A 4798-nucleotide genomic window follows, 5' to 3' on the forward strand; every position below is an offset into this window, starting at 1 on the left:
CGCCATTCGGGTCGGGTGTGAAGCGGATTATCCGACACTCGCCTTGGCCGACGCCCTCCCTGGCAAGAAAACCTGGCAAGGCGGCAGCCGCTCCGAGATCCGCGCTGCCGGGGCCGAGAGGCCCTGATTGCCCAGCTCCTTCGCCAAGGCCGGCCACCTCCTGTGCCTAACGCAAGCGCTGTCGATCGGTCATGGAGAGGCTCAATCATTGAGAATGGCGGCGATTTCCTCATCCTCCAGCACAATGGGATTCGTCTTCATGCTGCTGCCACGGCTGTTGGCGACGATGCGCGGGTGATCGGCGCCGGTCACGCCCCAGGCCGAGAGCGGTTGCAGGTGCAGGTCTTCGCGCCACTGCCGTAACCGATCGAGCAGCGCCCCCCGCGCCGCCTCCGCGCTCAAGCGCTGATCGCCGGCGAACAGGCGACCGACCGTGGCATAGGCCTCCAGGGCCGGATTGTCGGGCTCGCGCGCTTGCAAGGCGCGGATATTGACCTCGGTGGCCTTGGCCACCAGGGTGCCGCAGGCCATGCCATGCGGGATCGGGAAGAAGGCGCCGAGCGGCGAGGCCAAGCCATGCACCGATCCCAGCCCGGTCTGGGCGAGACAGATCCCCGAGAGCAAGGAGGCATAGGCCATGCCGGCGCGGGCCTCGGGGTTGTTCGGGTCTTCGTAGAGGGGCAGTAACGCCTCCCGCGCCTGTTGCAAGCCGTCCAACGCGAGGGCCGCGCAGAACGGATTCGAGCGCGTGGAGACGAAGGATTCCAGCAACTGCGTCAGCGCATCCATGCCGTTGGCCGCCAGCACCGGGCGCGGACAGGTGCGCAGGAAATCCGGATCGACCAGGGCCTCGCGCGCCACCAGGGCCTCGTCGCGGAAGGATTTTTTGTAGCCATGCTCGCCACGCTGGCTGAGCACCGCATTCTTGGTCGCCTCCGAGCCGGTGCCGGCGGTGGTCGGCAGCGCGACGAAGGGCACGGCCGGACCTCGATAGGGCCGTTCGGGGCCGACGCCTTCGAGGTGCTCGAGCACCGAATTGCCAGGCCGCAGCAGACCGGCGATGGCCTTGCCGGCATCCAGCGCGCTGCCGCCGCCGATGGCGACCACGACCTCGATCTCGGCGCCGCGATAGGCGCGCACCGCGGCATCGATCTGGTCCGGGCTCGGCTCGTCGGCGATCTGGACGGTCTCGACATGGACCCCGGCGGCGGCGAAGGCATCCTCCAGTTCCGCCCAGAACGGCCCGGCGCGCAGCGAGGCGCCGCCGGTGACCAACAGCGCCCGGCGGCCATACTGAGCCGCGCGGCTGCCCACCTCGGAGCGCACGCCGGCGCCGAACGCGATGCGCGGCAGGCGCGCGATGGCAAACGCCGAGACGCCCGTCATGGCTCAACCTCGAGCATCCGATAGGCGACGCCCTCGCGCGGGCACGCCATCATCTCGGCGACGGCCTCGCGCCAGGCCAGATAATGCGCCGTCTCCTTGTGCGCGCGCGCGGCCTCGGCATCGACATAGGCCTCGTAGAGGATGAACCGATTCGGATCGGCCTCGGCTTGCAGCAGATCGAAGCGCAGGTTGCCCGGCTCCAGTCGGGACTGGGTGCAATTCTCGCGCGTGGCGGCGATGAAGGCGTCCCGCGTATCGGGCATCACCTGGATATGGACAAGTGTCGTCGACATCGATTCTTTCCTCGATCAAGGGCGTTGAACGGACGATTGGGGCGGCTCCCCAACCAACCAGCGTTTCGTCCAGGCGACCGCATGGACAAAATCCTCATTCAGCTTCGCCACCACGGATGCGCTGAGATGCGAGACCTCGCCCGACTCATGCGCGTCGAGCACATCCAGCAGCTTGCCCATCTCGCCCTCGCGTTGCAGTAAGGCCCGTTGCATGGGAAAGGAAAACGGCATGCCCTGGAGGAGCTGTGGCATCGGCAGGCCCTCGAAGGCGTCAAGGCGCGAAAACAGTCCCAGGGTGAAGGCGCTCTGCGGGTCGATGCTGCGCACCCGCCGCGCGATGCGGGCCGCCATCGCGGCACGCGTCAACAGCATGCGCACCTGCACGGTCTCGACCGGATCATTGCGACTGAGCAAAAGCAAGGACGCCATGGTCTTGATCCGCTCCAACCCCAGTCGCACCACCGCCTCGTGCAGGGATTCGATGCGACGCTGGCCGCGGGCAAAGGCCGCCGAGTTTACCTGCGCGAACAGCAGGACGCAAAAATGCGGATGTTGCGCCAGCAGCGCCTCGAGCTGCTCGAACGGAAGATCCGGCGCACTCAGCTCGGCGAGTAGGCGCAGCTCAACGGCGCGATTGCTCTGACGCTTGCGGCCACTCTCCTTGACCCGCCGTGGCGGTAAAAAGACGAACCCCATGAACCAGTCGAAGCCGCCGGCGCGCACGCGGTCCAGGCTCGCTCGATCCTCGACGAAGGTCGCCATCAGCCGGGGACCTCGCCCTGCGTAGCGCTCGGCGAGTTGCAGGCAATTCGGCCGCCGACAGTCGATCTTGATGAGATCGACCAAGTCGATCGGGATCTCGGGATGATGCTCGAACACGCCCTGGCTCACGGCGATCGAATAGCCGATCGAGCGCAGACGCCGAATCGCATCCAGCGCCGTCGGCGAGGCGAAGAAATCCGCTGTCAATTCGGCGAACAATTGCTTGGCGGGCAGCTCGAAAAAGCCGGTTTGCTCGATCCACTCGGGTGGCGCGGTGAACAACAGCGTGCGCTCGCCGACCAGGTTCTCGATACCGACCTCGTAGATCGCCGCCGAATAGGAGCGCACTGTGGCCAGAAACGGGTCGTCGATCGACGCCACGTCCGCGTCGCAGCAGGAGCGATAGAGCAATTTATCGGCGACATGATGCAGCGCGCGATCGCAGATCGGCTGCAAGGCGATGCAGTACGGGCTGTGCGCGGTCGCTTGCATCAGGAACCCGCCGCCTGGCGTTCGAGCTTGGCAGCGAGCAAGGGGCGCACGCGTTGCACCGCCTCGAACACGGCGTTCACTTGCGTCTCGACCGCCGTCCAATCGGCCGGCGGCTCGTGACAGGCCCGTTCCACGGTCAGGAATCCCTCTCGGGCCGGCTCCATGCACAGGGTCGCGCAGAGACTTTTCAGCGTATGCGCCTCCATCTTCAGCGCGGGGGCGTCGCGCAGCTCCAAGGCCGATCGCAGGCGCTGCTCGGCGGTCGGCAGATCGGCGAGGAAGCGGGACAGAAAGGTCAGCAGCAGTTCCTCTTCCGCGCCCAGTTGCTTGACCGCCCGATCCCAGTCGAATGACTGCCGGTCGGCGGTCATCGCCTCAGGCGCGTGGCTGTCGGTCGCCGTCTGCGTTGCTCCGTCGGTTGCCGCATCCGCTGCCGCCGCTGTTGCCGGGACCGTCTCGGCGCCGGGCGCCGTGGTGTCCTCGTCGGCACCCGTTTCGGCGCCAATCTTGGCACCAATCTCGGCGCCCGTCTCGGTGCCAATCTCGGCATCCGGCACCGAAGCGTCGCCCTCCTCGCCCGCGCCGAGCCAGGCATCCAGATCCGAATAGGCGCGCGCTGGCGATTCGGCCCCCGCACCCGATAAGCGCGCCTGGGCCTGGGCCTGGGCCTGGACTTGGGCCTGGCGCCTGGTCAACACGCGCTCCATCTCCGCGAACAACAGCCTCGAATCGATCGGCTTGGCGACATAGCCATCCATGCCTTGCTGAAGGTACTCCTCGCGATCGCCTTTCATCGCCCTGGCGGTGAGGGCGATGATCGGCACCGGGCTCAAGTGCTGTTGACGCTCATACGCGCGGATTTGCTGGGTGGCCTCCAACCCGTCCATGGTCGGCATCATGATATCCATGAAAATGAGGTCGAAGCGCTCCTTGCCGGCCCAGTCCACGGCTTCGCGTCCGTTGTTGGCCAAGGTGTAAAAGACCTGGAACTTCTTCAACAGCGCGACGATGACCTGTTGATTGATCGGGTTGTCTTCCGCGACCAGGATATTCAACCGCCGCTCGGCGAGCGACGAGCCCCCTACGCCCAGGCCTTGCTCCGCGCCTGGTTCTTCGCGAAACAGCAATTGACGCAGGTCGGCCAGCGTCACCGGTTTGGTCAAGCAGTCTTGTTGCTGGAACTGCTGACAGAGCGTGGTCTTGCCGTTATAGAACGGACAACCCTGTTGGCAAACGCTGCGGTAGCGCGCAAAGTATTTGCGCTCGCGCTGCTCCTCGCCGGCAAACGCCGATGAACTGAGGATGCGAATCTGCGCCGGACAGAGCAGGCCTTCGCGCAGCACCTCCTCGGCCATGGCGTAACCGTCCATGCCCGGCATGTTGGCATCGAGCAGCAACAGGTTGAAGGGTTGCCCCTCATCGAGCGCCTGGCGCAGTAACAACAGGCCTTCCGGCGCGCTCACCGCAAGCGCGCACGCCACCTGCAGGATGCCGAGCATGTGCTGGATCACGGAACGATTGAGCGGCTCATCGTCGACCACCAAGACCCGATAGGCCGAGGCGGCTAACGCCGGCACGCCGGCATCCTTCACCACCGGCTCGGGCTCGGGAGCCGATGTCAGCGGCAGGAACACGCGAAAGCAGGTGCCCCGGCCGACCTCGCTGTCGACCTCGATCGTGCCGCCCATCATCTCCACCAGTTCGCGGCTGATCGTCAGGCCGAGGCCGGTGCCCTCGAATTTCCGCGTGGTCTTGCTGTCGACCTGTTCGAAGGCGTTGAAGATCGTCGGTAATAGCTCGGTCGGGATGCCGATGCCGGTGTCCTCGACCTCGAAGCGCGTCCACTGGATCGAGGGTTGCCGCTC

The 4798-nt window shown here is 66.0% G+C and carries 4 protein-coding genes; all 4 read right to left on the bottom strand.

What is annotated here, in order from left to right:
* Positions 1–201: 201 nt before the first annotated feature.
* Complete coding sequence (locus tag ACLFQI_RS11610) at positions 202–1386, bottom strand: iron-containing alcohol dehydrogenase (protein WP_410759507.1); 1185 nt, start codon at positions 1384–1386, stop codon at positions 202–204.
* Positions 1383–1679, bottom strand: a complete 297-nt coding sequence (locus tag ACLFQI_RS11615; protein WP_410759509.1) for an antibiotic biosynthesis monooxygenase — start codon at positions 1677–1679, stop codon at positions 1383–1385. Before ACLFQI_RS11615 ends, ACLFQI_RS11610 begins: the two co-directional genes overlap by 4 nt.
* 15 nt (positions 1680–1694) lie before the next feature.
* Positions 1695–2933, bottom strand: a complete 1239-nt coding sequence (locus ACLFQI_RS11620) for an EAL and HDOD domain-containing protein (protein WP_410759511.1) — start codon at positions 2931–2933, stop codon at positions 1695–1697.
* The coding region (locus ACLFQI_RS11625) for a response regulator (protein WP_410759513.1) at positions 2933–4798 on the bottom strand (1866 nt) is incomplete at its 5' end. The genes ACLFQI_RS11625 and ACLFQI_RS11620, both read right to left, overlap by 1 nt.

Source organism: Halochromatium sp., assembly GCF_046541315.1.
GTDB lineage: Bacteria > Pseudomonadota > Gammaproteobacteria > Chromatiales > Chromatiaceae > Lamprobacter.

Coding starts and splice junctions, on each gene's coding strand:
- ACLFQI_RS11610 (WP_410759507.1), bottom strand. CDS start 1,386: ATGACGGGCGTCTCGGCGTTTGCCATCGCGCGCCTGCCGCGCATCGCG.
- ACLFQI_RS11615 (WP_410759509.1), bottom strand. CDS start 1,679: ATGTCGACGACACTTGTCCATATCCAGGTGATGCCCGATACGCGGGAC.
- ACLFQI_RS11620 (WP_410759511.1), bottom strand. CDS start 2,933: ATGCAAGCGACCGCGCACAGCCCGTACTGCATCGCCTTGCAGCCGATC.